We start from the raw sequence: 24,656 nt of genomic DNA, 5'->3' as shown, positions 1-24,656 counted from the left end.
CTTAACTCTCGGTTAATCGGGCTCATTCAATATAGGTTCATTACTTGTTTGGAGATGGGTGTGTTAGTGAAAAAGACGTTCGTTATGCTGTTGCTGTTGGTGTGGTCCTGTGTCCCATGGGCTTGGAGCGCGCCATCAATGTCATCGGCTGAAGCGACATTCTTGGAACCAAGTGAAGTTTTGAAGCTGACGAATATCGAGAGTCGCGAGGACAATCTGGTTGTTCAGACCAACATTGCTGACCAATACTACGTCTATCGTCATTCCCTCAGTATCAAAGATGCTTCGAACAACAACATCTTATTTGTGATTCCAGATGGTGAAGCGAAACATGATGAGTTCTTTGGCGATACGGAAATCTACAAAAATGCATCGCTTCGCTTTCAGATTCCTAATATTGATTTCAAACTACCGCTTACTCTTCAATGGCAAGGTTGCTCTGAAGGGGGAATATGCTATCCACCTCAAACTCAACTTATTCACTCCGACCACAGCGCTAATGAAGTTTTTAGAAGCAAGCAACTTGCCTGGGTTTCGGACAGTCAAGAAACATCGACCAATGATAAGGGAGAAGACCAGCTCAATGCACAGCGGCTAACGCAGCTTGGGCCAGTAGGTGCCAGTATTGTCTTCTTGGGACTTGGTTTGCTGTTGGCCTTTGCGCCTTGCTCCCTTCCGATGATTCCGATTGTGTCGACTATGGTTATCGGCACAAGTACATCCGTTAAGCGAAATCTAACTCTCACTGCAGCATACGTACTAGCCATGGCGTCGACGTACGCCGTACTTGGTGTAGTAACAGGACTTGCCGGTTCGAATGTGCAATCGGCTTTGCAGTCGCCATGGCTACTCGGCACGTTTGCAGTTCTGTTCCTGATACTTGCTGCGTCTATGTTCGGATGGTTTGAATTCCAATTGCCATCCTACATAACAAACAAGTTAAGCAGCTTGAGCGGAAACCGCGCACAAGGTAGCATCGTTGGCTCAGTGTTACTCGGATTCGCGTCCGCGATACTGGTCGGGCCGTGCATGACCGCACCGTTAGCAGGTGCGCTCCTTTACATTGGTCAAACAGGTGATGCAGCCACTGGCGGATTCGCGTTGTTTTCCTTGGGCCTGGGTATGGGGTTGCCACTTTTCCTTATTGCTGTTTTCGGAACACGCATTCTTCCGAAGCCCGGAGCGTGGATGGACAGGATGCGTGTTGCCTTTGGTTATGTCATGGTTGCCATGGCTATCTATTTTGGTTCGAGATTTTTGCCGGACCAGATAGTGCTAGCAGCGTCAGGGATGCTGGGTATCGCTATAACAGTAGGTACGTGGTTTCTCGGCAGTCATTATCTTGCTTCACGCAAAGGCTGGACATTCAAAATAGTTTCGCTATCCGTCGGCCTTTGGTCTGTCCTCATGGTTGTTGGCGCAGCCTCAGGCGGAAACTCTTTACTACGGCCACTAGGGCATTTTCAAGCCGTCAGTCAGACCAACTCACCATCGTCAGTTCAGTACGTACCTGCAAAGTCTGCTGAAGATATTGACCGGCTCATTCAGGACGCAGCGACTCGTGGACAATCGACCATGATTGATTTCTATGCGGACTGGTGCGTTAGCTGTCACATCTTCGAGAAGGAAGTATTAGGCAATGACCAGGTAATCGCTCGGCTTAAAAGGGTGCAGGTCATCCGTCCAGACGTGACTGCACATGACGAGCATGATAAGAGGTTACTTTCACGCTGGGGTGTTCTTGGACCACCCACCATCATCTTTGTTGGCGCAGACGGGAAAGAAAAGCGCGCTTTGCGTTCAGTTGGTGAAATTAATACCGACCAGTTTTTGGCTCGGCTAGATAAGGCAGGTATGTGATGTCAGGACTAGGACCTATCCCATTTTCAGTACTGGCCCTGTTTTTTGCAATGTTTGTGGCGTGGACCGTTGCGCGTTTATTCGCTAAACGTCAAAAGGAAAGTTCATTTAAAAAGGCCGGTGATAAGGTACTGGACACTATCGCTATCGGCTTCTTGAGTGCTCGTGTTGTATACATCGCTATTTGGTGGTCCGAGTACAGCGCAAGTCCAAGGTCGATTCTGGCAATCAGTGACGGCGGGTTCTCATGGGTAGGTGGAGTCGTTGGCAGTGCCATTTATCTATTCGTTCGCACACGAAAGCAAACGCAGCTTCGCAAACCGGTCATCTTCGGCATCATCAGCGGTGCTTTCGCATTGAACATTGGCCTCTACCTCCAATCAGTCAACCCTGACAATGCACCTCGTCTTCCAACGACAGTTTTTTCAGACTCGGACGGTGGCCCGGTCACATTGAGTGATATCCAGAAGCGGCCTGTTGTGGTTAATTTGTGGGCATCATGGTGCCCACCTTGCAGAAGAGAGATGCCAGCATTCCGCCGTGCTGAGGAGGCATTTCCCGAAGTGAAGTTCGTCATGCTAAATCAGGGAGAAAGTCAGGCTGTGGTATTCAAATTCCTGGAAAAGGAAAAGTTGGAGTTTGAGCACATGGTGTTGGATAGAGGTTCTTTGCTAATGCGCGAGGCACGAATCTCTGGGTTACCAACAACACTCTTCTTCGACAGCGAAGGTCGACTTATGGACAGGCACATGGGCGAATTCACTCTACCTGCACTATATGACTCATTACGTCGAAATTTCAACATTACAGCTCAAGCAGCCGAAAAGGAACAGCCATGACAACAAAATTTAAGCTTCGAATATTCTGTGTAATCACGTTCTTGTTGTCCACAACAGTGGCTGCGCAGAACAATGCTAGACCAGCAGTTCTCAAATCCTTGGAGGACGAAGGAATCAAAGTTGTCCAGGAGTTTGAAATTCCTGGTGACATGCGCGCATTTGCCGGGACCGCTGGCATGCGTCCCGTTGCTATCTACGTGTCAAAGGATGGGACTGCAATTATTGGGACCCGCGTCGATTCAAAAGCCAAGGCACTTGATGAAGCTCAGGTAGAGGAACTAGCTCTCAAGCCGATGGGAGAAAGAATGTGGGAGCAATTGCAGGTTTCGACTTGGATTCAAGATGGCCATGTAGGTGCCCCTAAACTTGTTTTCACCTTCAGTGACCCGAATTGCCCCTATTGCAATCGCTTCTGGCAGGCTGCACGACCATGGGTGGATAGTGGAAAGGTACAAATTCGACACATCATGGTAGGCATCATTAAAGAAGACAGTGCTTCAAAGGCTGCGGCTATGCTGCAATCCGCAAATCCAGCAGCAGCACTCAAGAAAAACGAATCCAACTATTCCAAAGGCGGAATCAAGCCAGCTACGCATATTAGTGACAAGACACGGAAAGCACTCGGTGAGAACCAGATACTAATGGCCCGGTCCGGCTTCACGGGCACCCCAGCTGTTGTGTATCGCGACGATAAAGGTATGGTGCAACGGCACAATGGCCTTCCAACCGAAGCCCAGATGACTGCAATACTCGGACCTAAGTAGTGATGCGATGCAGCAGAAGTGAGATGTCTGCTTTTGGCCGATTGCGGACATCTTCCTACGATCGGATGCAGATTTATAAATCCGTCTTACCCAAATGGTTTTATAGGCTAGGCGCATCTAGTAAAGCCTCGAGATTCAAAACCAAGGACTGCGACGATTTTTAATAGGGCAGTCTTATGACTAATTATTGTCCGATAAGTCAATCTTATGCCTGCATAAAGGTCAGCAATATGCCTTGTAAATTCTGATAAGCCATTGTTTTATAACGGCTATATAGTCAGCGAATTGCCTAACCCCACAAATAGCTGCAAAAATTTGATCAATACGCAGCTAATACGCCGCATCCCTCAAGGTTTGAGGGATGGGAGGGACAAATGCAGAAGGTTTTGCGAATCAGATAGGCGCAGGAAGAAAGCGGAAAAACATTTAGATGAAAAAGCCACTCACCGATTGATCCTTTCCGGCAATTCGCCAGGCAATCCGCATTTACCGGAAGGGTCGGGGACCGGCGTACAGTATTTGTAGGCCTCTTCCCGTGGCCCGCCCTCAACTCGCATGTAAGGCGCAAAGCATTCCTGGCTTTCGCGGTAGGCTCGCATCAATTCTTCACAGTCGTCGTTCTTGCCATCGACTACGGGAATCGCACTTTTTTGCCCCGCGGACTGATCCGCAGCCCTCGCTGCTGCAGCGGCCTCGGCCCTTGCCTTGTCGGCAGCCTCTATCTGCTGTTTTTCTCTGGCAACGCGCTCCAATGCCTCCTGCCTTTGTTTTTCACTTACGCGCGAGGCCCCGGTATCGAGCTTGGTTGCCACATCCTTGTAGCGCGCCGGCACCGTATCGGAAATATGCGTACGCCCGTTTTCATCGACCCATTGATAAATGGTTGCCGCAGACGCTGCCGAAAACAGCATGCAGCATGCAAGTAAAAACACCGTTTTGGCATTCATGATTGCCTCATTTCTCGAGCGAAGCTGTCAACATAGTCAGAACCATCGCATGCAGAACATATACCTTGTGTGGACTCAGTAACGAATTCCAAATATCCCGATCACGCCGATGGCGATCAAATAAATCGCCACGATAAAATTCAACAGTCGCGGCATCAACAGGATCAATACACCAGCAATCAGGGAAATCAAGGGAGCTAAGGTAATGTGCAAATTCATGGAACTTCCTTTTAAAATCATGCATCGGATGTGCAAGCAACGCCAGCTTACCTCATCTGCATATAATGTTGCAGACCACGTCGCACTATCCACATCAGCAAAAACCTGACGTCCATTAAAATGAAGCTCTTTATATAGAGCTCGCAAACAATGATGAAACTGGATTCCCTCGACCACCTGGTGCTGACCGTCAAAGACATCGACACCACTGTCGATTTTTATCAACGCGTGCTGGGCATGAGCGTGATCACTTTCGGCGAAGGCAGAAAAGCACTGGCCTTCGGTACGCAAAAAATCAACCTGCATCAGCAGGGTAAAGAATTTGAACCCAAAGCCGAACGACCGACGCCTGGTTCTGCCGATCTATGCTTCCTTACCTCGGTACCGCTGGATGCAGTGGCGGCACATTTTGCTGCATGCGACATCGCGATACTGGAAGGCCCGATCCGCCGCACCGGCGCAACCGGCCCCATCATGTCGCTCTATATCCGCGATCCGGACTGTAACCTGATTGAAGTGTCCAATCAGCTGAAGACTTGAACCTTGCGCCGCCGGAATTCAATTGTCTGATTACGATTATTGGCCTATGTCTATGAAATGATCGCCATTCAAAACAGGCCCCGCAAAGAAAAAGGCGGTGCGCAATTGTTCGCGCACCGCCTTTTGAATACAGTTGAAGCAAGCCGATAGGCCGGATTCTGTTACGGCGCATGAGCAAGCCCATGCGCTATGACAACCATTCCTCTAGGCCGTGAATTACTCCACGGCTCAAGCTTTCTACCCGCACGCTCCGCGAGCAACGTCAACGCGTGCCTATTTGAAATTGCTCCAGGTGGAGGTTACCGCGTTTCACCGTAACTTAATACGCTCGTCTCTGTGGCCCTATTCCTCGCCTCGCGGCGGACGGCCGTTAACCGTCACCCTGCTCTATGGAGTCCGGACCTTCCTCCCGCCATCACCGAAATGACAGCCAGCGATTGTCTTGGCTTGCTTCAGCCGACATTGTAGCCGCTCACGCAGGGAAAGGCCCGGATAATGTCTTATCATGCACTTGGCTCTACCCACCTTGGTCTGCACCATCACACTCCATCCAATAAGATCGCCGCATGAAACTGTACGAAACGCTGGCCGCCGAGATCGCGCAATCCATACAGGATGGCGTGCTTGGGCTGGGCGACAGGCTCCCTTCGGTACGGCAGGCCAGTTCCAGCCGCGAAGTCAGCCCGTCAACCGTATTCCAGGCGTATTACCTGCTGGAAGCACGCGGCTTGATACGCGCGCGCGAACGTTCCGGCTATTACGTCGCGGTCGGTGCGCAAACCTTGCCGCCAGAACCGCAGCAAGCGTCGCAACCGAATGAAGATTCAGCGACTGTCGATATCAGCGAACGCGTGTTTGAAGTGCTGGAATCAGCCAGGATGCGCGACGTCGTGCCTCTTGGGTCAGCCTTCCCCAGCCCACTTTTATTCCCACTGGCGCGCCTCGCAAAAGTGATGGCCGCCAGTGTGCAGCAACTCGATCCCTGGAGTTCGGTGGACGATCTGACGCCGGGCAATCCGCAGTTGCGCCGGCAAATCGCGCTACGCTATCTGGCAGACGGCCTGCATGTGCAGCCGGATGAGATCGTGATCACCAATGGCGCGCTTGAAGCACTGAATCTTTGCCTGATGGCGGTGACGCGTCCCGGCGACGCGGTGCTGGTCGAGTCGCCGACTTTTTATGCCGCGCTGCAATCGCTGGAGCGCAACGGCTTGCGCGCGATTGAAGTACCAACGCATCCACGCGAAGGGATGGACCTCGCAGCGTTGGCACGCGTGCTGGAAAGACATCAACCTAAAGCGTGCTGGCTGATGAGCAACTTCCAGAATCCGCTCGGCAGCCTGATGCCGGATGAAAAGAAACGTGATCTGGTCGAACTGCTGGCGCGCCATGACATCCCGCTCATAGAAGACGACGTCTATGGCGAACTGTATTTCGGCAACAAGCGGCCGACACCGGCCAAGGCTTTCGACACCAAAGGCTTGGTGATGCACTGTTCGTCTTTTTCCAAATGTCTGGCTCCTGGTTATCGGGTAGGCTGGGCAGTGCCCGGACGCTATACCCGCGCTGTCGCACGCCATAAATTAACGACGACACTGGCCGCATCCGCGCCGGCACAAGCCGCGCTCGCCGCGTATCTGGAAAAAGGTGGCTACGATCGCCACTTGCGGCAATTGCGCCATACACTCGCAGTGCAGCAGACGCAATTCATGGCAGCTATCGCGCGCTACTTTCCTGAAGGAACGCAGGCAACGCGGCCGAAAGGTGGGTACTTCCTGTGGGTGGAGCTACCGAATAATGTCGACGCATTGCGCCTGCATAGACAAGCGCTGGCGCAAGGAATCAGCATTGCGCCAGGGCCGATTTTCTCTGCGCATCACGGCTTCAGCAATTGCATACGCCTGAATTACGGCCATACATGGGATGCGCGCACCGAAGCGGCGCTGGCAAGCCTGGGCCAGCTGGTCGCACAATCTGTTTGATGATTACGGATGGCTTGCGCTCCCTCTCACAGAAATCCGCTTTCCTTTCTAATACGCCTGTCGGCCAACTGCTACGGTTTTTTATCCGGCTTCTGATGCTGGATAAAGCACCGGACTGCGCCTACCCTTGCAGTATCATTGCTGAAGCTGCAGTTTGAGTGATCAGCCGCGGCTGCAATTCCATGCGCACAACAGCGCATCATCGCGATCACGTTTGCAGCGTTTCTACAACCCATCATCGATGCTGCAGGCATCTGCCACGAGACCATAGAAAAATGAGTGAGCCATTCACCATGCGTACCAACCGCACCACGCTAGCCAGATCCCCGCTCAACGCGATGTTCATTGCGGGTATTGCTGTTTTCATATGCGGCAGTAACTTTGCACGCGCCGAAGAAGCCCGCGTGCCCGATACAATTGCACAACGCGTCGCCGCTTGCGTGGTCTGCCACGGCAAGGAAGGTCGTGCCGGTAGCGATGGCTACTATCCGCGGATCGCCGGCAAGCCGGCCGGCTATCTGTATAACCAGTTGATCAATTTTCGCGATGGCAAACGCACTTATCCAGTCATGACAGCGATGCTGGAAAACATGTCAGATGCCTATCTGCGCGAGATTGCACACTATTTTTCCGAGCAGCATCCACCTTATCCGGAACCGCAACCCACGCAGTCGAATCCAGCTGAACGGGAGCGTGGACGCGTCCTGGTGCATGACGGCGACAAGACCAAAGGCATACCGGCTTGCGTGGCTTGCCATGGCGCAAAAATGACCGGCACTGCACCGGCAATTCCCGGCTTGATTGGATTGCCACGCGATTATTTACTGGGCCAGATAGGCGCGTGGAAGATAGGCACGCGCAAGGCTGCCACGCCGGATTGCATGGCGCACATCGTGCAAAAAATGGATGCGGCAGACATCAGCGCTGTGACCGCATGGCTGTCCGAACAACGGGTGCCGGCAGATGCCGCGCCTGCCTCAGCGCTCACCGTCAAACTGCCGCTGGAATGCGGCAAGCTGTCGCCCTGATCCTGTACCCGCGTCCATACCATCAAGCGCATTTCAGCAAGCCAGGCAAACAATAAAGATCAAACAGATGATGAAACGAAAAATCCTGTGGAGCATCCTTGCAATGCTAGTGGCCATCATTGCCAGCGCAGTGCTCTGGCTGGCGCTGGCAAATCGCAATCCCGACCTGAATCAGCCGTCCGTCCCGCCAGCCAATCCTGCGGAGCAGATCAAACAAGGCGAATATCTGGCGCGCGTCGGCAATTGCATGAGCTGCCACACTGCGCGCGGCGGTGAGCAATACGCCGGTGGTCGCGCCGTGCCTACACCTTTCGGCAATATCTACACATCCAATCTGACGTCAGATGCAGAAACCGGCATAGGCAAATGGAACAACGGTGATTTCTGGCAGGCCATGCATAACGGCAAATCCAAAGATGGCAGCCTGCTCTACCCAGCCTTTCCGTACACGAATTACACCAAGGTGACGCGTGCCGATTCGGATGCGATTTTCGCTTACCTGCAAACATTGCCAGCGGTCGCACAAAAGAATATTGATCCTGATTTGCGCTTTCCCTACGACAACCGTGCACTCCTTTATGTGTGGCGCGCCTTGTACTTCCGCCCGGGGCAATACGTGAATGAGGACAAGCAATCAGTGGAATGGAATCGTGGCGCTTATCTTGCACAAGGTCTGGGCCATTGCAGCGCCTGTCACTCGCCGCGCGATTCTTTCGGCGGCACCAATCTGAAAGCCGAACTCGGCGGCGGCATGATCCCGATCTTGAACTGGTATGCACCGCCATTGAATGGCGACAAGGAAAACGGGCTCGGCAATTGGGAAGCCGCACATCTTGCCGCTTTCCTGAAAACCGGCGTTGCGCCGAATCGCTCCGTCAGCGGGCCGATGGCAGAAGTGGTCGCAGGCAGCCTGCAACACATGAGCGATGCAGATATCAGCGCCTTGACCGGTTATTTGAAATCATTGCCGCAACAGATCAAGTCACCCGCTGCTGCCGCCGAAAACATGCGCCCTGAAGATAAAAAGGCGATGATTACGGCCGGCGCCAAACTGTATGAAAATCAATGTGCGACCTGTCACCAGGCATCCGGCAAAGGCGTGCCATCAGTTTATCCGGCCTTGGCCGGCAGTACCGCGATCAACACGCCGATTACCACCAATGCCATTCGTATGGTCTTGCATGGCGGCTACGCTCCTAGTACAGTCGGTAACCCGCGTCCTTATGGCATGCCGCCATTCGGTCAATCCATGTCGGATGAGGAAGTCGCAGCCGTGCTGACCTATGTAAGAAATTCATGGGGCAATCAAGGCAATGCAATCTCATCCAATGAAGTCAACCAGTATCGTTCGCGCCATTGAATATGAACTCAGCAGCAACTACACACCATAAAAACAAAACCCTGACCACGCTATTAGCGGTTTTCCTCGGCGGTATCGGCGTCCATCGCTTTTACTTGCATGGCGCCAAGGATTTCTGGGCGTGGAACTATCTAATCGCATTCATTCTGTTTGCCTCTGCCGCATTCCTCGCCCGATCAACGGATACGCTGACGATCACTTTGCTGGCCCTGTTCCCGGCGTCTATTTTTGCCGGCTGGATAGAAGCAATCGTGACGGGCTTGACAGCTGACGCCCAATGGGACGCCAGACACAATGCGCATAGTCGGCGCAAGTCGTCATCCGGATGGCCGCTGATTGTGTTGCTGGTGATCACGTTTGGCCTGGGCATCACGACCTTCATTTTCTGCGTCGCACGCGCCACCGATATATTTTTGACGGGCGGCGCTTTCGGTTGAACCGGCTACGGGCTGGGTTTAAAAGTAGCCCAGCAGTTTCAGTACCAACGGCAATAGCAAGGCGGTGAGAATGCCTGACATCCCCATCGCCAGTCCGGAAAACGCCCCCATCTCCTGGCTGACCTGAAACGCGCGTGCAGTGCCTACGCCATGCGCCGTTGCACCCAAGGCAAAACCGCAAGTCAGGTCATCGTCTATCTTTATCCACTTGAAAACATAGTGCGCGATGCCCGCGCCGAAGATGCCGGTCAGCATGACCATCACTGCCGTCAGCGTCGGCAAACCACCGATTTTTTCAGTAATCCCCATGGCGATCGGGATCGTCACCGACTTCGGTGCCATCGACAGTATCGTCAATGGCGATGCGCCCAGCGCCCATGCTACGCACATCGCACACGTGATCGCCGCCGTTCCACCTATCAATGCTCCGGCCAGCAGGGCAAACCAGTTGCGCTTCAATTTTTCCATCTGCTGGTAAAGCGGAATCGCCAATGCAACCGTCACCGGTCCCAGCAGAAAATGGACAAATTGCGCGCCATCGAAATAGGTTTTATAGGGCGTGTCGCTGATATACAAAACCAGCACCAGCAGCGCGACTGAGATCGCGACCGGATTGGCCAAAGGACTATGATTGCTCTTCTCGTAAATCAGCGTCGAGATCCGATACGCAAGCAGCGTCGCGGTAAGCCATAGCAATGGCGACCCGGCCAGATAGACCCATACCGTATTCAGATGCGGCATCATTTTCCACCCCGGCTTTTCAGCTTGTTGACCACGAAAGCAGTCACCACGATGGACACCACGGTGCTGATGACCAATGCGACCACGATCGGCAACCATTCATCCGCTATCCTGTGCATGTGTACGCTGATGCCGACACCGGCCGGCACAAACAGCAAGGCCATGTGTGCCAGCAACTGCGAAGTGGTCGGCGCCAGTTGCGCCGCCACCTTCTTTTTCCAGATCAGATAAACCAGCAGCAAGAGCATGCCGATGACCGGGCCCGGCACCGGCAACGACAGGACATAAACCAAACCTTCGCCCATGGTCTGGAAAATGAGCAGGATAAGCAGTGTGTTGAGCATGGTAGGGACAAGAGTAAGGGAAGAACTTGCATGACGATATGCACGCAGATATCAAAACTTGAATATACCGTCTCGAATAACCGGCATATCGTATCAGTCGCCGCTGAAAATCGCGGCGCAGATTGGATGAAATCTTTTCAGCGAAATAGCATTTTCGCGTTTCGATTGTCTGCCATACCAAGCCCACGTCCCTGCTTTCCAGCTAGCGGATGTAGCTTTCATCATCCAGCAACATGTCTTCAAAAAAAGCGCCAAATTGCTTTTCTGGATGACGGATGTGAATCTCCAGTATCCAGCGCATCGCTGATGGCGGCAGATCGTAGTCAGCCAGCGAGCCGGTGTGCAGTGCCGCATGCGGAAAGTCGGAGACGCGGTGGCCCGGCAAATCGAAATTCAATTCCCAGCCCATGCTCTTTGCCCTTTGATCGGCATAACGATACAAGTCGCGGCCATTCAATTTTTCGGCCTGCCACAGTGCACGTACATCGTGGAATAGCGCTTCTGCATCGGCAGCACAACGTGCATATTCTTCATTGCTGCCTACCGTGAAAGAAGCGCCGCCATCGCCTTCCCACGCATGAAAACGTGGTGCCATGTCGATGAAAAAAATATCGTCGTCTTTCAAAACAATGCCGGGTTCGGATGCCTGCTTCATCGCTTTCATCGTATTACTGCCGAAGCGCACGCGCGTCGGATGCCAGGTCAGATCGAGGCCGGACGCGATCAAGGTACGCTTCGCCATATCGACCGCGTCTTCTTCCAACATGCCGGACTTGACCAGCGCAGCGATGGTGCGTATCGCGTCGCGTGTTGCCGCCCTCGCCTGCAACATCCCGTCTACCGAAAAAGCCGGGCCGACGCGCTCGGCGAAATTAGGTACAGATTCTTTCATCATTCATTCTCCACATTTACATGAAAGCGACATGCCCTCACATCCTGGGATAAATTATGGTGAACAAACCTGGCCATCCCTAGCGCAGCATGACGCTACAAACTGACAACGATAGTGGGAATTCTGCCAGGGCAATGCGATCGCATATGCAATCCAGCAGAAATCTATATCCTGATCACAGCGATGCATGCATAACGATTTATTACGCATAAGACAGCAAGGAGTAATCGTGCCTACAGTTGCCATACTGGTTTTTCCCGGCGTACAGGCGCTCGATGTATCGGGTCCGCTGGATGTGTTCGCGGAAGCGAATCGCTTTCTGCCGTACGAACAGCACTATCAACTCGAAGTTCTGGCTACAGAACATGGCCCGATACGCTGCTCAAACGGCTTGTCCATCATCGCGCACAGGCATTACAGCGAAGCGCCGGAAGCTTTCGATCTGCTGCTGGTCGCTGGCGGACCTGAATTGCCGCGCATGCCACGCGATGAAGAGCTATTGAGCTGGTTACGCGGCAGCGCGATGCGCGCAAAGAAATTCGGCGCCATCTGCAACGGCGTTTTTCTCTTGGCGCACACAGGCCTACTCGACGACAAGCAGGTCACAACACACTGGAACGATGCGCCCGGATTGGCGGTGATGTTCCCTAGGATCAAAGTCGATGCCGATCGCATCTTTCTGCAAGACGGCAATCTGTACACGTCGGCCGGCGTGACTGCGGGCATCGATCTGTCGCTGTATTTGCTGTCGAATGATGTCGGTCCCGAAGTATCGCTGAATGTTGCGAAGCGACTGGTGGTCTTCCTGCAGCGGCGGGGTGGACAATCACAATTCAGTCCTTACCTGACCCCCTATGTCGAAGAAACCTCAGCCGCCAGTATCGCGCAGCAATATGTACTAGCGCATCTGGCAGAGGAACTGACTGTCGAGAATCTGGCATCTGTCGTGGCTATGAGCCCGCGCAACTTCGCACGCGTATTTGTACGCGACACCAAAATCACGCCCGCGGACTTTATTGAAAGCGCGCGACTGGATGCGGCGCGTGCGCTGCTGGAAGCGACCAGCGATCCCTTGAAGGTCGTCGCCTATCGCTGCGGCTTCAGCAATGCCAACCAGATGCGCCAGGTATTTGTCAAGCGACTGGGCGTCACCGCGATGCAGTATCGCGCCCACTTTGCCGGCTTTCAAACCAGATGAGCGACAGCTTCATGTAATTTTTATTAGCGCTCCACTTTTCCGCGCGCCACCTGCACTTTTTCAATTCGCCATTGCAAATCGATCACCTTCTTTGGCTTTCATTTTTCATTTATTCAGCCATTTGCGGCGATGGCCGTTGCATCCCATCTGTCCGATTCAAGCCAATTTCAAACTTGTCCGTTTAACGAATCCCAAGCAAATTCAGACACGGGTACATGCATGCACTGCCGCATGCGAGACGATGGCAGCCAAGTGAAAAATAGACGTGGAAATGCAAAAAAAGCCTAGGCAGAATCATTTCGAACCTGCTGAAAACGGCCTTGCGCCGGCCACGTAAAGTCGTTGGAAGCGGGTGACAATTCTGCCGCGAAAAAGCTGTTTCAAATCATTCAGACTATTTGAAAACAGCCAAATACGGACATAGCTAACGAAGAACGAAGGAACATCAATCATGAGCAAAGCATTAGACGGCATCAAGATTATCGATTTCACCCACGTGCAAGCTGGCCCTTCCTGCACGCAGCAACTTGCATGGTTCGGCGCCGACGTCACCAAGGTTGAGCGCCCAGGCTCCGGCGACGCAACGCGCACCTCGTTGCGGGATATTCCCGGTGCGGATGCCTTGTACTTCACCATGTTGAACTGCAACAAGAAGTCATTGACGCTGGACACCAAGAAACCCGAAGGCAAGGAAGTGCTGGAGAAGTTGATCAAGCAATCCGACATCATGGTCGAGAACTTTGCGCCAGGCGCACTCGACCGTATGGGATTCACGTGGGAAACCATTCAAAAACTGAATCCGCGTTTGATTTTGGCATCTGTCAAAGGCTTCAACGACGGCCATTTCTACGAAGACTTGAAAGTCTATGACAACGTCGCACAAGCAGCGGGCGGCGCAGCCAGCACCACCGGTTTCTGGGACGGCCCACCCACTGTCAGCGGCGCGGCACTCGGCGACAGCAACACCGGTATGCATTTGACGATTGGGATTCTGGCTGCATTGCAGCAACGTCACACGACCGGCCTCGGTCAAAAAGTGGCGGTGTCGATGCAGGACGCCGTGCTCAATCTCTGCCGAGTCAAATTGCGCGATCAGCAACGTCTGGATCGTACCGGCGTGCTGGAAGAGTATCCGCAGTATCCGCACGGCACCTTTACGGACGTCGTCCCACGCGGCGGTAACGCAGGTGGTGGCGGCAACCCGGGTTGGATCCTGAAATGCAAAGGTTGGGAAACCGATCCTAACGCGTATATCTACTTCACGATTCAAGGAACAGCATGGCCACAAACCTGCCGCGCCATCAACAAGGAAGAATGGATAGACGATCCTGCATACATGACAGCGCGTGCACGCCAGGACAAAATTTTCGACATCTTTGCGTATATCGAAACATGGCTGCAAAACAAAGACAAATTCGAAGCGATTGAAATTTTCCGTAAATTCGATATTCCATGCGGCCCTGTTTTATCGATGAAGGAAATCGCCAACGATCCATCCTTGCGTAGAAGCGAAACCATTGTCGAAGTCGATCACAAGGTACGCGGCAAATACCTGACAGTCGGTAGCCCGATCAAGATGTCCGCCAATAAAGTGGAAATCACTCAGTCGCCATTGCTGGGTGAACACACGGATGAAGTGTTGGCCAAGCTCGGTTACAACGCACAGCAAATTGCAGCCTTGCACGCGGCACAAGCGGTTTGATGTTGGTGTAACACCGGTTGGTAAAAGAGCGCCATCTGGCGCTCTTTTAATTCCTGGCTATACGAATCAACATTCATTCCCTTGTGCTTCTCATTTTCATGACAATTCCTCAATGGCGCACAACTTGATATGATCGATGCACAATTCAATCTGTATTCATCGCCATCCCGGCCCCTATCAACCATGCGAAAAATTACTGTCGCCCTACTGGTTTTCCCCCGCTTCCAGATGCTGGACATCGCTGCGCCCAGCGATGCATTCGCAGAAGTGAAGGTGCTCAGTCATGGCGAATGCGAATATGAAATCCTGACCATCGCAACCACACGCGGACCAATACAATCATCAAGCGGATTAACCATTACGCCTGATCGCACCATCTTCGATCCGGCACCGCATTTCGACACGTTGATCGTGCCAGGTGGACTTGGTGTTTTCGATTTATTGGAAGATACACCGTTGATCGACTGGTTGCTCGCACAAGGTGAAAATTGCCGCCGCGTCGGTGCGATCTGCAATGGCGTGTTTGCGCTTGGCGCGGCAGGCATGATCAATGGCAAGACGGTCACCACACACTGGATGGATGCAGCACGCTTGAGTAGCATGTTTCGCAAGGCGATCGTTGAACCGGATCGCATCTACGTCAAGGACGATGCGCTGTACACGACCGCAGGTGTCACCGCCGGCATCGATTTATCGCTGGCCTTGATTGAAGAAGATTTCGGCAAGAAGATGGCGCTGGATGTTGCCAAATACCTGATCGTCTATTTGCGTCGCGCCGGCGGGCAATCGCAATTCAGCCCCTTGCTGGAGCTGCAGGCAGAAACCGATTCGCCGGTCGGTGCCATTCAGAGCTACGTACTCGCCAATCTGGATGTCGAACATACGCTGCCGTCCATCGCAGAAAAAATGCAGATGAGCGAACGTCATCTATCGCGCATCTTCAAGCAGGAATGCGGGATGACGCTGATGACCTTCGTCAACGATGCGCGCATAGACGCGGTGCGGCGTCATCTGGAAGCTACCGATATCAGCCTGACAGAAATAGCCAGGCGCTGCGGCTTTACCAATGCAGCAACCTTGCGCCGTGTATTTGCGAAACGGCTGGGCATAGGCCCCGTCGATTATCGCGAGCGATTTAGAACCGACGATGCGATGCAGAAGAAAACCAAATCAGAGAAAAATTGATAGAGGCGATTCAGATTCCCGCAATTTTGCACACTGCACGCGTAATCGCACCATCAACTGCAGCCAGCTCATTCAAGATAGTGAAGTGATTGTGCTGCGGTAGCGGCAGGACTTCACCCGGCAAGCCGCGACGTGCCTCGCCATACTGTTCCGACTGTCTTTGTAATTCCGGCAATTCGCCTGTGCCGTAAGTGATCGTCAACGGTTTTTCGCTCAATGGCAGATGCAAGGGACTAAGCGCAGATTCTTCTTCATCGCTCAAACGCAATTTGTCGTTCAGGTACGAAAGCCGTACCGGTTTCAGATCGTAAATGCCGCTGATGGCAACGCCACCAATCACACCCGGTTCGTCCAGACACATTGCTGTCAAGTGACCGCCGGCCGACCAGCCAGACACGACCATGCGTTCAGTGTCGCCGGCAAATTCTGCAGCATTATTTTTTAACCACGCGATCGCCGTGCGCACTTCCGCAACGATCTCGGTCAGCGTTGCATCAGGCGCCAGCGTATAGCCGATCATCGCAACATGGATTCCATGTGCAAGCGGACCAGCGGCGAGAAAACTGAAGGTTTCCTTTGCGCGCATTTGCCAGTAACCGCCGTGTATAAAGATCAGCAATGGTCCTGGTTTTTCCGCAGCAAAATAATCGATGCGATTGCGCGGTGCCGGACCGTAGCGCAAATCCAGATGTTCACCATGTGCAATCCGCAACGCGGCACTGCGCTCATCGAAATCCTGCAGTAAAGCGGCACTGTCGCTGACCGCCAGCGTATTGTTATAGCCAGCGTCCAGCGCAGTCTGATCCATGTCGCGATAGATTGCAGTCATGCTTCCTGTCATGCCCATTATCACGCTACGGCCTTGGTCGAAACGTGACTGGTCATATATTGCGTAATATCGCGACGCACCTGGTTGAACTCGATCGCGGTGATATCACGCGGACGTTCCAGCTCCAGTTTGATATCTTCTTCGATGCGGCCTGGTCCTGCCGTCATCACGACGACACGATCCGACAGCATCACCGCTTCTTCGACCGCATGCGTGACGAAGACGATGGTGACCTTGGTGCGTTCCCAGATTTCCAGCAAATCCTGTTGCAGCTTTTCGCGCGTCAATGCATCGAGTGCGCCGAAAGGCTCATCCATCAGCAGCACTTCGCAATCGTTCGCCAGCACACGTGCAATCGATACGCGCTGCTTCATGCCACCTGACAATTGTCCGGGATAGTAATCGGCAAACTTCGTGAGGCCGACCATCTCGGTGTAATAGGCCGAAATTTCTTCCAGCTTGGCTTTCGGCAGATTGCGCTGCCGCTGGCCAAAGCCGATATTTTCCTTGACCGTCAGCCACGGGAACAGGCCGTAATCCTGGAATACCATGCCGCGCTCGGGGCTAGGCCCATCGATAGGCATGCCGTACATATTGACGATGCCGGAGGTCGCCTTTTCAAAGCCGGCCATGATGCGCAGCAGCGTCGACTTGCCGCAACCGGAAGCACCGATCAGGCAAACGAACTCACCCTTTTTGATTGTCAGGTTGACGTCGCGCAAAGCCTGCACGGTTTGATTGCCAACTGAAAAAACCTTGCCGACATTCTTGATTTCGATCGCCGGCAATGGCTGGCGATCTGCATACACTACAGGTTTGGATTCAGACATGATGTTGCGGGCTCCATCTAAGCAAGCGGTTATTCAGCAAGACCAGCAAGCGATCTGTCGTATAGCCGGTGATGCCAATCACCACCATACCAGCGATCACCAGATCGGTACGTGACAGCATGCGACCGTCCATGATCACGGCACCCAGTCCTTCGGGTACGCCTGTCATTTCACCAACCACAATCAGAATCCATGCGAAGCCGTGACCGAGGCGCAAGCCATTCAGGATCGAAGGAATCGCTGCCGGCAAGACCACCTGGCGGAACAACGAAGAACCTGAGCAACCCAACATCAGCGCCGCTTCAAACAAACGACCATCGACCGCTTTCACGCCAAAGATCGTATTGAAGACGATAGGATAAAACGCACCGAGGAATACCAGGAAGATCGCAGCATTGGGACCGATACCGAAGAAAATCATAGACAGCGGCAACCATGCTGTCACCGGCACTGGACGCAATAGCTGCAAAGTCGGATCGAGCAAATCGCGTATCAGTTTGATGCGACCTATCAGCAAACCCAAAGGAATCGCCACCAGCGCTGCGGCGAAAAATCCACCATAGACGCGGGTCACCGATTTCCACAAATGCAGCCACAAGGTTTCACTGAATGCATCATCGTAAATACCGCCGAATGCAAAGTCATACAGCATCAAACCCACGTCCTTCGGCGACGGGATCAATTGCGTACCCGAGATGCGCACCGCCGCATGCCAAGCGAGCAGCAAGAGAAACGGCACCACCAACGGTGTCACTATGCGTTTGATGCGCGGCCAGAATGTAGATTTGACGACCGCAGCCGGTTCCTTCGCCACGGCTGCAGGCGGACTGCTTGCTACACTCCCTCCCGCATCCTTGATTGATAATTCGGCGGTATGTTCCACGATGATTCCTTCCAGATTAACTGCACTTGCCTGTTCACTTGCTTATCGAGTTGCTTCAGCACTTATGTCCATCAGTGCTGAAGTCATTACTTGGTTTGTTGAATAAAGCTGGCGTTGATGAAGGTGCCGTAGTCAGGCAATTGGCGTATCTGTTTCTTGTCCAGCATTTGCGAACCGTAGTACTTGGCGCGTTTGATCCAGTCTTCATCCAGCTTCCAGGTCAGCTCGACATTTGGCGCAGCGAGTTCAGCTGTCTTGGCAGGCAAGCCGAGCTTCTGCACCGACATGTTGACGAACTCGGCGCGATTCGCCATTGCGTATTCGGTTGCCTGGCGGTGGATCTTCAGGAAAACCTTGATCAGTTCAGCCTTGTCCTTGACGTTATCCGCATGCGTAGTCATCACCATGTTGACGGTGCCGGTCGGGGTTGAGTACGGATACTCGACAATCTTGCCTACGCCTTTGCCCACTGCGATCGATGGGCCTGGTTCTGCGCCGACGAATGCATCAATATCCTTACGTTCCAGTGCAGAAGCCATTTCGCTGAACGACACGCGTACCGGCTTGATATCCTTGATCGTCATCCCCTCTTGTTTCAGACGATCGAGAATCACGACTTCTTGTGTGGAGCCAGGCAGAATGCCGACGCGTTGATCTTTCAAATCCTTGATCGTGGCGATCTTGCTGTCTGCGCGCGCTACCACTGCCATACCGCGATTGCATTGCGCTGCGATGATCACCACCGGCTCACCGGCTGCGCCACCAAGTGTTGCAGCAGCGAGGCCGTAGGTACCGAAATCAACCGACTTGGTGACGACCGCATTCTTGCCATCGGTCGGCGTTTCGAATGGAATCACTTCGATCTTGTAACCGGGCGGCGTGAATTTATCGTAGAAGTAAGGCGTGATGCCATGCATCAGTTTGAGCGTACCGACCTTGATAACCTGATCTGCTGCGAATGCGGAAGGGGCTCCTGCAGCAAGCGCGAAGGAGGCAGCGATCAGGGTGGCGATGAATGTTCTGCGTGTTTGCATGGCGGTTCCTTAGAGTGAACGGATGAGCGGGTGTCGACGCGAGCCGGCGATTAAATACCTTCTTGTGTACAAGTTTGTTAGTGCAAGGTCTGTGCCATGTCAGTCTGGAGCTGGCAATACGACAGAATCACGAGGGAGAGTGCAGGAAGTTAACCGTATGAAGGGAAACAGCAGTGCGAGAAGTAAGGGTGTCGCGCTGGTGCAAAACGCGCACCGCATGTGTGCACCATGATGAAACCAAGTGTTCCTGCCGCTTTCGCATATGATGTGCACTTTCCTGCAAGCGGCGTCAGGCGCGCATGCAGATAATTGAATTGGGCCTGCGTAAAAGACAATCATGAAAATGACGATCATCGAACTACCATTTCGCGCAACAACAGAACAGGCTTGCGGCTGGCTGGCAAAGCAGACCGGCACGCCATGGACGCTGGCGCTCATGTTGGAGCATGGCTTGACCCCCTACGTCTGGCTGGAATATGACGCCGACTATCCGGCGCTATTCGGTGATGCGAACGGTGGTTATGCAGCGCCGATATTTTTCGAGGACGACACGCGCCGACTTGCTACCGGCAGCGAAGACGTACTCATCACGATTACGAAAGACGCTTACAAGATAGTGACGCAACTACCACCACCGGGCTTTCGCAGAGCCTTGCATGAGTTGCGTTTCCTGAAAAAAGATTTGGAGCATCTGGTAAAAAAACTCAAGCGCGAGGCTGAACCGGCCAAAGTTGAAGAAGCCAGGGAATCACAGGTCGGCATCAGCAAGGAGGAAGTGTTGATCGCATTTTCCAGCCTGGTAAAAATCGATCTGGAGCAGGCCCTGGCCAGCGGCGGCGGCATATTCGGCGATGAGGGAGCCAGAATTAAAGGCAGCGGAAAAAAAACCAAGAGCAAATTCATGTGGAATCCGATCACGCTGGCGCTGGGATTGAATGATGTGTATCGGGTGCCGATGTCACACTTGAAAAAATCTTTCAATACGCATGCGTTCTTGGACACATGGGCTGCGGAATGGGATCATACGCTGGCGCTGCTGGGGAAATAATTACGCTTGCAAGATGCGAATGCGCAGTCTGCAACTTGACCGGAATGTTGCCACAACTGCAGCAGCGTCCTCATCTTTAGAAACTCTGGATAGAGTTGATACATAAAAAAACCACACGAACCAAATCGTGCGGCTTTTTAAGTAATACCAATATGACTGATCACATGCGTACCTGATCACATACGCTCAAAAATCCCCGCTGCCCCCATGCCAGTGCCCACGCACATAGTCACCATGCCGTATTTCAGATTTTTACGACGCAAGGCATGCACCACAGTCGCGGAACGAATCGCACCGGTCGCACCGAGCGGATGGCCAAGCGCAATCGCACCACCCATAGGATTGACCTTGGAAGGGTCAAGACCCAAATCCTGAATCACCGCCAGCGCTTGCGCTGCGAACGCTTCATTCAATTCTATCCAGTCCATCTGATCCTGCTTCAAACCAGCCGCGCGCAACGCCGCAGGGATCGCTTCCTTCGGTCCTATGCCCATGATTTCCGGCGGTACGCCACGCACGGCAAACGAGACGAAGCGCGCTAGTGGCGTCAGATTGAATTGCTTGAGGATTTTTTCGCTGACCAGTATCAATGCGCCGGCACCGTCCGAGGTTTGCGAGCTGTTTCCCGCCGTGACCGAACCTTTCGGTGAAAACACAGGGCGCAGTTTTGCGAGTACTTCTAAACTGGTATCAGCACGCGCGCCTTCATCCATGTTCACCATGCGTGTCGCGATATCGATTTCGCCGCTGGACAGATTCGGGAAGCGCTCAACGATATCGACCGACGTCATCTCGTTGTTGAACTCGCCGCTTTGCTGTGCCGCCAGTGCTTTCAAATGCGAGTTCAGCGCAAACTGATCCTGCGCTTCGCGCGACACTTTCCACTGCGCGGCAACTTTTTCAGCAGTCAAACCCATGCCGTAAGCCATGCCGATATTTTCATCCTTGAAGATACCCATATTCATGGAAGGATGATGACCCATCATCGGCACCATGGACATCGACTCGGCGCCAGCGGCTATCATCACATCAGCTTCACCCACACGTATCCTATCGGCGGCCATCGCAATCGCCGTCAAACCCGATGCGCAATAACGATTAACGGTAACGCCACCCACTGTCTTCGGCAGACCCGCCAGCAACACGCCCATGCGCGCCAAGTTCAAACCCTGCTCCGCTTCGGGAAAAGAACAACCGACTATCGCATCCTCGATCAGATTCGGATCGAGGCCGGGAACTTGCGCCAACGCCGACTGCAATACACGCACCAGCAAATCGTCGGGCCGTGTGTTCTTGAACATCCCGCGCGGCGCCTTGCCTATCGGTGTGCGAGTCGCTGCAACAATGTAGGCATCGTGAAGTTGTTTGCTCATCTTGTGCTCCTAATGAAATCTTTTTATTCGACTAATCGGAAAGATTGAGGAAGGGTTGAGAAAGCGTAGCGAGCGGTTCAAGGTCAGTGCGAGAAGCAGAGTCGTACGCAAGTACGGCGAGCATCACAGCGCTGAGATTGGATCGCGCAGCAGCTTTATCGACCCTTCCTTAGTTGCGGACTGGTTTGCCGGTTTGCATCATGCCCATGATGCGCTCCTGAGTTTTCGGATTGTTCAGCAACTCCATGAACGCCTTGCGCTCATGATCAAGCAACCATTGCTCATCAACCAGCGAACCTTGTTCAATATCCCCTCCACTTACAATCTCGGCGATCATCGTGCCCAGCTTGTAATCATGCGCAGAGATGAAACCGCCATCGCGCATATTGACAAGCTGCGCACCGATTGTCGCCAGACCGTATTTACCTGTCACCGCCACCAGTGCTTTACGCGGTGCGCGATAACCGGCATCGAACATCGCACGTGCCTGCACCTTGGCGATATGCAGCAACTCATACGGATTGAAGACGATCACGTCATCGCTCTTCAGATAACCCATGGTCTGCGCTTCCAGTGCGGATTTGGAAACGGCCGCCGTTGCTGCACTCATGTAATAGTGTTTAAGGAATTGCAGGATGTCATTGCCCTTGGCTTCATTCGCAGCGCGTACTGCGGCTTCTTTCAAGCCGCCACCGGCCGGGATCAAGCCGACGCCGACTTCCACCAAACCGATATACGATTCTATCGATGCGACACGTTTGGCTGCGTGCAGCAGCAATTCGCAACCGCCGCCCAGCGCCAAACCTGCGACTGCTGCAACGACAGGCACGTTCGCATATTTCAAGGCCTGATGCGCTTGCTGCAACTTGACGACTTCGGGCTCGATCGCCTTGACGCCACCAGACATGAATAGGGGCAGCATCGATTGCAAATCTGCACCAGCAGAGAATGCACCGCCTTCAGCTGCATCCGCATGCCAGATCACCAAACCTTTGTAATTCTTCTCCGCTTCTTCGATGGCTTTCGCGATGCCTGCAGTCACGCCGCCTCCAATCACATGCATTTTGGTCTTGAACGACAGGATCAAGACTTCGTCGTCCTGATGCCAGATACGCACCGACTCATCTTCGAATACAGTTGTGCCGGCAGTACTGCCATTCGCAGCCTTGTCACCGAAGACACTCGCGCGGAATGCCTGGCGCTGATACACAGCCAGGTTGGAACGCGCCACATTCTTTTTCTGCGCCGGTGACCACGAGCCATCAGGCGCATGCACGCCTGCATTTTTCGCAACCGGACCATCGAAGACCCAAGCCGGTAAAGGTGCATTGCTGAGTGCTTTGCCAGCGTCTATATCTTCCTTGACCCAGCTTGCGATCTGTTCCCAGCCTGCAGCCTGCCATGTTTCAAACGGACCGCTAGTCCAGCCGAAACCCCAGCGCAAGGCGAAATCGATATCCCGCGCATTGTCGGCGACCGCTTCCAGATGCACGGCAATGTAATGAAACATGTCGCGGTAAATCGCCCACAGGAATTGCGCCTGCGGATTGGTCGAATCGTGCAAAGCCTTCATGCGCTTGGCAGGATCTTTTTCTTTCAGGATGCGTCCGACCAGATCATCGGCTTTGCCACCGCCAGCGACATAATCTGCTTTTGCTGGATCAATACGCAGAATGTCCTTGCCGACTTTCTTGTAAAAACCTGCACCGGCTTTTGCACCCAGGGCGCCGCCACCTATCAGTTTGGTCAGAATCTCTGGCGTCTGATACACAGGGAAGAAAGGATCGTCCTGCAAAGTGTTTTGCATCGTCGTGATAACGTGCGCCATCGTGTCGAGTCCGACCACATCAGCGGTGCGGAAGGTGCCGGATTTGGCACGGCCCAATTTGCTGCCGGTCAGGTCATCGACTACATCAACCGTCAGTCCGAATTTTTGCGCTTCATGCATGGTTGCCAGCATGCCGAAGATACCGACGCGATTGGCGATGAAGTTAGGTGTATCGAAGGCGCGCACTACGCCCTTGCCCAAAGTCGATGTCAGGAAACCTTCAAGCTGATCTAAAATTTCCGGCTTGGTCGCAGCGGTCGGGATCAATTCAACCAAGTGCATATACCGCGGCGGATTGAAGAAATGCACACCGCAAAAACGCGACTTCAGATCGGCATCAAATCCTTCCGACAAGGCCGTGATCGACAGGCCGGATGTGTTCGATGCAAAGATCGTGTTGGGAGCTATATGCGGCGCGACCTTCTTGTACAGATCATGCTTCCAGTCCATGCGCTCGGCGATCGCTTCAATGATCAGATCACAATCCTGTAATTTTTCCAGATGATCTTCGTAGTTTGCGACTTCTATCAAAGCCGCGTAATCGGGATTGGCGAGGGGCGCGGGATTGAGTTTTTTCAGATTCTCGATCGCGCGTAACACGACGCCATTCTTGACCACACTTTTGTTCGCGTCCTTGGCTGGCAGGTCGAACAGGATGACCGAAACTTTGGCATTCACGCAGTGCGCAGCGATCTGCGCGCCCATCACGCCGGCGCCAAGTACGGCTACTTTTTTGACGATGAAATTTGACATGCTTCAACCTCTCGATAAACTTTTGATGAATGGTGCGCCA

Annotated in this window: 23 protein-coding genes and 1 other RNA gene; 12 read left to right on the top strand and 12 right to left on the bottom strand. The window is 53.2% G+C overall.

What is annotated here, in order from left to right:
• Positions 1 to 54 precede the first annotated feature (54 nt).
• Genes dsbD through dsbG form a run of 3 tightly spaced genes read left to right on the top strand, consistent with a single transcriptional unit; the run spans position 55 to position 3,463 of the window.
• Positions 55 to 1,860 (top strand): protein-disulfide reductase DsbD, encoded by a 1,806-nt coding sequence (gene dsbD / locus ACFQO0_RS09385; RefSeq protein ID WP_382233946.1) that lies wholly within the window; start codon positions 55 to 57, stop codon positions 1,858 to 1,860.
• Positions 1,860 to 2,699, top strand: coding sequence for a TlpA disulfide reductase family protein (locus ACFQO0_RS09380; protein ID WP_012080908.1), 840 nt, complete (start codon positions 1,860 to 1,862; stop codon positions 2,697 to 2,699). The genes dsbD and ACFQO0_RS09380 overlap by 1 nt, the downstream gene beginning before the upstream one ends.
• The gene (gene dsbG, locus ACFQO0_RS09375; protein ID WP_012080909.1) at positions 2,696 to 3,463 is read left to right on the top strand and encodes a thiol:disulfide interchange protein DsbG; all 768 of its coding nucleotides are present in this window, start codon (positions 2,696 to 2,698) and stop codon (positions 3,461 to 3,463) included. Before ACFQO0_RS09380 ends, dsbG begins: the two co-directional genes overlap by 4 nt.
• A 443-nt stretch (positions 3,464 to 3,906) precedes the next feature.
• Here the strand turns inward: dsbG and ACFQO0_RS09370 are convergent, their stop codons facing one another.
• Together ACFQO0_RS09370 and ACFQO0_RS09365 are read right to left on the bottom strand one after the other, a co-directional pair.
• Entirely contained in the window at positions 3,907 to 4,410 is a 504-nt protein-coding gene (locus ACFQO0_RS09370; RefSeq protein WP_382233943.1) for a DUF4124 domain-containing protein, read from the bottom strand.
• A gap of 75 nt (positions 4,411 to 4,485) precedes the next feature.
• Complete coding sequence (locus ACFQO0_RS09365) at positions 4,486 to 4,629, bottom strand: DUF3096 domain-containing protein (protein WP_382233941.1); 144 nt, start codon at positions 4,627 to 4,629, stop codon at positions 4,486 to 4,488.
• A 150-nt stretch (positions 4,630 to 4,779) separates the two neighbouring features.
• Here ACFQO0_RS09365 and ACFQO0_RS09360 point away from each other — a divergent pair, with 150 nt between their 5' ends.
• Complete coding sequence (locus ACFQO0_RS09360) at positions 4,780 to 5,169, top strand: VOC family protein (protein WP_465261959.1); 390 nt, start codon at positions 4,780 to 4,782, stop codon at positions 5,167 to 5,169.
• Between the two features lie 131 nt (positions 5,170 to 5,300).
• Here ACFQO0_RS09360 and rnpB read toward each other — a convergent pair.
• An RNA gene (gene rnpB, locus ACFQO0_RS09355) (RNase P RNA component class A) lies at positions 5,301 to 5,623 on the bottom strand.
• A gap of 112 nt (positions 5,624 to 5,735) precedes the next feature.
• On the opposite strand from rnpB, the gene ACFQO0_RS09350 reads away from it, so the two are divergent.
• The 4 genes from ACFQO0_RS09350 (at position 5,736) to ACFQO0_RS09335 (ending at position 9,976) form a co-directional block, all read left to right on the top strand.
• Positions 5,736 to 7,151, top strand: coding sequence for an aminotransferase-like domain-containing protein (locus ACFQO0_RS09350; protein ID WP_382233939.1), 1,416 nt, complete (start codon positions 5,736 to 5,738; stop codon positions 7,149 to 7,151).
• Positions 7,152 to 7,426: 275 nt separating this feature from the next.
• Positions 7,427 to 8,179, top strand: a complete 753-nt coding sequence (locus ACFQO0_RS09345) for a c-type cytochrome (protein ID WP_382233937.1) — start codon at positions 7,427 to 7,429, stop codon at positions 8,177 to 8,179.
• A gap of 70 nt (positions 8,180 to 8,249) precedes the next feature.
• Positions 8,250 to 9,539: a c-type cytochrome gene (locus ACFQO0_RS09340; RefSeq protein WP_382234098.1), complete on the top strand. Its 1,290-nt coding sequence runs from the start codon at positions 8,250 to 8,252 to the stop codon at positions 9,537 to 9,539.
• A gap of 2 nt (positions 9,540 to 9,541) precedes the next feature.
• Positions 9,542 to 9,976 carry an NINE protein gene (locus ACFQO0_RS09335; RefSeq protein WP_382233935.1) on the top strand — a complete coding sequence of 145 codons (435 nt, stop codon included), beginning with the start codon at positions 9,542 to 9,544 and terminating at the stop codon, positions 9,974 to 9,976.
• 18 nt (positions 9,977 to 9,994) lie between these two features.
• On the opposite strand, the gene ACFQO0_RS09330 is transcribed toward ACFQO0_RS09335, so the two are convergent.
• The 3 genes from ACFQO0_RS09330 to ACFQO0_RS09320 form a co-directional block, all read right to left on the bottom strand.
• Positions 9,995 to 10,720: an LrgB family protein gene (locus ACFQO0_RS09330; protein ID WP_382233933.1), complete on the bottom strand. Its 726-nt coding sequence runs from the start codon at positions 10,718 to 10,720 to the stop codon at positions 9,995 to 9,997.
• Positions 10,717 to 11,061, bottom strand: a complete 345-nt coding sequence (locus ACFQO0_RS09325; protein WP_382233931.1) for a CidA/LrgA family protein — start codon at positions 11,059 to 11,061, stop codon at positions 10,717 to 10,719. The genes ACFQO0_RS09330 and ACFQO0_RS09325 overlap by 4 nt, the downstream gene beginning before the upstream one ends.
• Before the next feature lie 202 nt (positions 11,062 to 11,263).
• The gene (locus tag ACFQO0_RS09320; RefSeq protein WP_382234096.1) at positions 11,264 to 11,953 is read right to left on the bottom strand and encodes a M24 family metallopeptidase; all 690 of its coding nucleotides are present in this window, start codon (positions 11,951 to 11,953) and stop codon (positions 11,264 to 11,266) included.
• Between the two features lie 229 nt (positions 11,954 to 12,182).
• On the opposite strand from ACFQO0_RS09320, the gene ACFQO0_RS09315 reads away from it, so the two are divergent.
• From ACFQO0_RS09315 to ACFQO0_RS09305, 3 genes are all read left to right on the top strand, one after another.
• Positions 12,183 to 13,151: a GlxA family transcriptional regulator gene (locus ACFQO0_RS09315; protein WP_382233929.1), complete on the top strand. Its 969-nt coding sequence runs from the start codon at positions 12,183 to 12,185 to the stop codon at positions 13,149 to 13,151.
• 451 nt (positions 13,152 to 13,602) lie between these two features.
• Positions 13,603 to 14,853, top strand: coding sequence for a formyl-CoA transferase (frc, locus tag ACFQO0_RS09310; protein ID WP_382233926.1), 1,251 nt, complete (start codon positions 13,603 to 13,605; stop codon positions 14,851 to 14,853).
• 129 nt (positions 14,854 to 14,982) lie between these two features.
• The gene (locus ACFQO0_RS09305) at positions 14,983 to 16,038 is read left to right on the top strand and encodes a GlxA family transcriptional regulator (RefSeq protein WP_382233924.1); all 1,056 of its coding nucleotides are present in this window, start codon (positions 14,983 to 14,985) and stop codon (positions 16,036 to 16,038) included.
• 10 nt (positions 16,039 to 16,048) lie between these two features.
• On the opposite strand, the gene ACFQO0_RS09300 is transcribed toward ACFQO0_RS09305, so the two are convergent.
• The 4 genes from ACFQO0_RS09300 to ACFQO0_RS09285 all read right to left on the bottom strand — a co-directional run bounded on the left by ACFQO0_RS09300 (position 16,049) and on the right by ACFQO0_RS09285 (position 19,614).
• Complete coding sequence (locus tag ACFQO0_RS09300; protein ID WP_382233922.1) at positions 16,049 to 16,867, bottom strand: alpha/beta hydrolase; 819 nt, start codon at positions 16,865 to 16,867, stop codon at positions 16,049 to 16,051.
• 20 nt (positions 16,868 to 16,887) lie between these two features.
• Positions 16,888 to 17,697 carry an ABC transporter ATP-binding protein gene (locus ACFQO0_RS09295; RefSeq protein ID WP_382233920.1) on the bottom strand — a complete coding sequence of 270 codons (810 nt, stop codon included), beginning with the start codon at positions 17,695 to 17,697 and terminating at the stop codon, positions 16,888 to 16,890.
• Entirely contained in the window at positions 17,690 to 18,580 is an 891-nt protein-coding gene (locus ACFQO0_RS09290; RefSeq protein WP_382233918.1) for an ABC transporter permease, read from the bottom strand. The genes ACFQO0_RS09295 and ACFQO0_RS09290 overlap by 8 nt, the downstream gene beginning before the upstream one ends.
• 86 nt (positions 18,581 to 18,666) lie before the next feature.
• Positions 18,667 to 19,614: an ABC transporter substrate-binding protein gene (locus ACFQO0_RS09285; RefSeq protein WP_382233916.1), complete on the bottom strand. Its 948-nt coding sequence runs from the start codon at positions 19,612 to 19,614 to the stop codon at positions 18,667 to 18,669.
• A gap of 343 nt (positions 19,615 to 19,957) precedes the next feature.
• Here ACFQO0_RS09285 and ACFQO0_RS09280 point away from each other — a divergent pair, with 343 nt between their 5' ends.
• Positions 19,958 to 20,662, top strand: a complete 705-nt coding sequence (locus tag ACFQO0_RS09280) for a hypothetical protein (RefSeq protein ID WP_382234094.1) — start codon at positions 19,958 to 19,960, stop codon at positions 20,660 to 20,662.
• A gap of 176 nt (positions 20,663 to 20,838) precedes the next feature.
• Here the strand turns inward: ACFQO0_RS09280 and ACFQO0_RS09275 are convergent, their stop codons facing one another.
• Together ACFQO0_RS09275 and ACFQO0_RS09270 are read right to left on the bottom strand one after the other, a co-directional pair.
• Positions 20,839 to 22,035: an acetyl-CoA C-acyltransferase gene (locus ACFQO0_RS09275; protein WP_382233914.1), complete on the bottom strand. Its 1,197-nt coding sequence runs from the start codon at positions 22,033 to 22,035 to the stop codon at positions 20,839 to 20,841.
• Positions 22,036 to 22,204: 169 nt separating this feature from the next.
• On the bottom strand, positions 22,205 to 24,616 hold the full coding sequence (locus tag ACFQO0_RS09270) for a 3-hydroxyacyl-CoA dehydrogenase/enoyl-CoA hydratase family protein (protein WP_382233912.1): 2,412 nt from the start codon (positions 24,614 to 24,616) through the stop codon (positions 22,205 to 22,207).
• Positions 24,617 to 24,656 lie beyond the last annotated feature (40 nt).

It is taken from the genome of Herminiimonas aquatilis, from assembly GCF_042665175.1.
Lineage (GTDB): Bacteria > Pseudomonadota > Gammaproteobacteria > Burkholderiales > Burkholderiaceae_D > Oxalicibacterium > Oxalicibacterium aquatilis.
Note: the sequence above shows the minus strand (reverse complement) of the source record. Positions and strands in the feature narration are given on the sequence as shown.

Excerpts from the sequence above, each read along its gene's own strand:
- ACFQO0_RS09365 (WP_382233941.1), bottom strand. The coding sequence starts at position 4,629 with ATGAATTTGCACATTACCTTAGCTCCCTTGATTTCCCTGATTGCTGGT.
- ACFQO0_RS09270 (WP_382233912.1), bottom strand. The coding sequence starts at position 24,616 with ATGTCAAATTTCATCGTCAAAAAAGTAGCCGTACTTGGCGCCGGCGTG.
- ACFQO0_RS09305 (WP_382233924.1), top strand. The coding sequence starts at position 14,983 with ATGATCGATGCACAATTCAATCTGTATTCATCGCCATCCCGGCCCCTA.
- dsbG (WP_012080909.1), top strand. The coding sequence starts at position 2,696 with ATGACAACAAAATTTAAGCTTCGAATATTCTGTGTAATCACGTTCTTG.
- ACFQO0_RS09370 (WP_382233943.1), bottom strand. The coding sequence starts at position 4,410 with ATGAATGCCAAAACGGTGTTTTTACTTGCATGCTGCATGCTGTTTTCG.
- ACFQO0_RS09295 (WP_382233920.1), bottom strand. The coding sequence starts at position 17,697 with ATGTCTGAATCCAAACCTGTAGTGTATGCAGATCGCCAGCCATTGCCG.
- frc (WP_382233926.1), top strand. The coding sequence starts at position 13,603 with ATGAGCAAAGCATTAGACGGCATCAAGATTATCGATTTCACCCACGTG.
- ACFQO0_RS09300 (WP_382233922.1), bottom strand. The coding sequence starts at position 16,867 with ATGACTGCAATCTATCGCGACATGGATCAGACTGCGCTGGACGCTGGC.
- ACFQO0_RS09350 (WP_382233939.1), top strand. The coding sequence starts at position 5,736 with ATGAAACTGTACGAAACGCTGGCCGCCGAGATCGCGCAATCCATACAG.
- ACFQO0_RS09325 (WP_382233931.1), bottom strand. The coding sequence starts at position 11,061 with ATGCTCAACACACTGCTTATCCTGCTCATTTTCCAGACCATGGGCGAA.
- ACFQO0_RS09345 (WP_382233937.1), top strand. The coding sequence starts at position 7,427 with ATGAGTGAGCCATTCACCATGCGTACCAACCGCACCACGCTAGCCAGA.
- dsbD (WP_382233946.1), top strand. The coding sequence starts at position 55 with ATGGGTGTGTTAGTGAAAAAGACGTTCGTTATGCTGTTGCTGTTGGTG.
- ACFQO0_RS09340 (WP_382234098.1), top strand. The coding sequence starts at position 8,250 with ATGAAACGAAAAATCCTGTGGAGCATCCTTGCAATGCTAGTGGCCATC.
- ACFQO0_RS09285 (WP_382233916.1), bottom strand. The coding sequence starts at position 19,614 with ATGCAAACACGCAGAACATTCATCGCCACCCTGATCGCTGCCTCCTTC.
- ACFQO0_RS09330 (WP_382233933.1), bottom strand. The coding sequence starts at position 10,720 with ATGATGCCGCATCTGAATACGGTATGGGTCTATCTGGCCGGGTCGCCA.
- ACFQO0_RS09320 (WP_382234096.1), bottom strand. The coding sequence starts at position 11,953 with ATGAAAGAATCTGTACCTAATTTCGCCGAGCGCGTCGGCCCGGCTTTT.
- ACFQO0_RS09275 (WP_382233914.1), bottom strand. The coding sequence starts at position 22,035 with ATGAGCAAACAACTTCACGATGCCTACATTGTTGCAGCGACTCGCACA.
- ACFQO0_RS09360 (WP_465261959.1), top strand. The coding sequence starts at position 4,780 with ATGATGAAACTGGATTCCCTCGACCACCTGGTGCTGACCGTCAAAGAC.
- ACFQO0_RS09335 (WP_382233935.1), top strand. The coding sequence starts at position 9,542 with ATGAACTCAGCAGCAACTACACACCATAAAAACAAAACCCTGACCACG.
- ACFQO0_RS09380 (WP_012080908.1), top strand. The coding sequence starts at position 1,860 with ATGTCAGGACTAGGACCTATCCCATTTTCAGTACTGGCCCTGTTTTTT.
- ACFQO0_RS09280 (WP_382234094.1), top strand. The coding sequence starts at position 19,958 with ATGACGATCATCGAACTACCATTTCGCGCAACAACAGAACAGGCTTGC.